At 51.0% G+C, this 1,974-nt stretch carries 1 protein-coding gene and 2 tRNA genes; 2 read left to right on the top strand and 1 reads right to left on the bottom strand.

Annotation, left to right across the window (positions count from 1 at the left end; genetic code table 11):
- Positions 1-3: 3 nt before the first annotated feature.
- Positions 4-79, bottom strand: a tRNA-Val gene (locus H598_RS0113460).
- Between the two features lie 333 nt (positions 80-412).
- Between H598_RS0113460 and gltX the strand changes: the two genes are divergently transcribed.
- A complete protein-coding gene (gltX, locus tag H598_RS0113465; protein WP_028113470.1) occupies positions 413-1,816 on the top strand; it encodes a glutamate--tRNA ligase in 1,404 nt (467 codons plus the stop codon).
- An 82-nt stretch (positions 1,817-1,898) separates the two neighbouring features.
- A tRNA-Ala gene (locus tag H598_RS0113470) sits at positions 1,899-1,974 on the top strand.

Genomic DNA, 1,974 nt, shown 5'->3' on the forward strand with positions numbered 1-1,974 from the left:
AAGTGGTGGGCGATACTGGGCTTGAACCAGTGACCCCCTGCTTGTAAGGCAGGTGCTCTCCCAACTGAGCTAATCGCCCTCAGCAACGGAGGCGTATTATAGGGGGCAGTGTTTTAGTGTCAATAAATTTCTCCCCGAAACACGCCGCCTGACGGCAATTTGAACGCAACGAACATTAACGATGCAAGTTGCGCTTTTGGTTGTTGCTTTTATGACCGTGTCGGCGGTCTCACCCTGCAAATCACGTTGGTTTCTTGCGGGCAGGTGGGCGCTTGAGCCCGGCCTCGACCGCCTCTTACACACACAGGGTAAATCATATTTGGGGGAAGCGCTGACGGGCTGCTAGAATAACGCGATTTTCTATCTGCCTTTCTGTGGCAGAAATCAGTATTCGACAGAATCAGAGAAGGTTATGACTGTTAAAACTCGCTTTGCTCCCAGCCCAACCGGTTATCTTCACGTCGGTGGTGCCCGAACTGCTCTCTATTCTTGGTTGTACGCTCGCAACCAGGGTGGCCAATTTGTGTTACGCATTGAAGACACCGATCTTGAGCGTTCAACCCAGGAAGCCATCGATGCCATTATGGAAGGAATGGAGTGGCTGGGACTGAACTGGGAAGAAGGGCCTTACTATCAGACCAAACGATTCGACCGTTACAATCAATTGATTGACCAGTTGCTGTCCGAAGGCAAAGCGTATAAATGTTATTGTCCTCGTGAGCGTTTGGATGAGTTGCGTGAAACTCAAATGGCCAATGGTGAGAAGCCGCGTTACGACGGTTTGTGCCGTGATGGTGATGACAAGGACCTTCCTTATGTGATTCGCTTCCGTAACCCTCAGGAAGGGACAGTTGTCTTTGACGATCACGTTCGCGGCCGTATCGAAGTGGCGAATACTGAATTGGATGATCTGATCATTCGTCGTACTGATGGCTCGCCAACCTACAACTTCTGTGTGGTAGTAGACGACTGGGACATGGGAATTACTCAGGTTGTTCGTGGTGAAGACCACATCAACAATACACCGCGACAAATCAATATCTACAAGGCATTGGGGGCTCCGGTTCCTGAGTTTGCCCATGTATCGATGATTTTGGGTGATGATGGAGCCAAGTTATCCAAGCGTCATGGCGCGGTCAGTGTGATGCAATACCGTGATGACGGTTATCTGCCGGAAGCGTTGCTGAACTATTTGGTGCGGCTGGGCTGGTCTAACGGTGATCAGGAGATCTTCTCTCGTCAGGAGATGATTGAGTTGTTCAGCCTGGAGGCCATCAACAAATCCGCCTCAGCATTTAATACCGATAAACTGCTTTGGTTGAACCAGCATTATATGAAGAGCATGGATCCACACTATGTAGCAGAGCAGCTCCGCTGGCACATGCAGGATCAGAACATCAATACTGAAAATGGCCCACAGCTGTCTCAGTTGGTGACCGTAATGGCGGAAAGGTGTCAGACTCTGAAGGAGATGGCCGCAGCCAGCCGCTATTTCTATGAAGATTTCGACGACTTTGATCCTGCCGCCGCCAAGAAACACCTGCGTCCTGTTGCTGAGCAGCCGTTGTTGCATGTAAAAGCCAAGCTGGAAGCCTTGCAGGACTGGACGGTAGAAAACCTGCATCAGGTTATCCAGGATACTGCGGCTGAATTGGAAGTAGGCATGGGCAAAGTGGGTATGCCGTTGCGCGTTGCCGTGACCGGTGCAGGCCAGTCCCCAGGCCTTGATCAAACCCTGTTGTTTATTGGTCGCACAAGGGCTGTAGCCAGAATCAACAAGGCGGTGGAATTTATAGCAAACAGAGCTAATTCCTGAAAAACCGGTTGACACATTTTGGGGGCATCCATACAATGCGCCACGCACTCAGGGAATGCTTCCCAAAAAGTGTCTAAGGCTTGGGGCTATAGCTCAGCTGGGAGAGCGCTTGCATGGCATGCAAGAGGTCCACGGTTCGATCCCGTGTAGCTCCACCA

Source organism: Ferrimonas kyonanensis DSM 18153, from assembly GCF_000425405.1.
In the GTDB taxonomy this organism is placed as follows: Bacteria; Pseudomonadota; Gammaproteobacteria; order Enterobacterales; family Shewanellaceae; genus Ferrimonas; species Ferrimonas kyonanensis.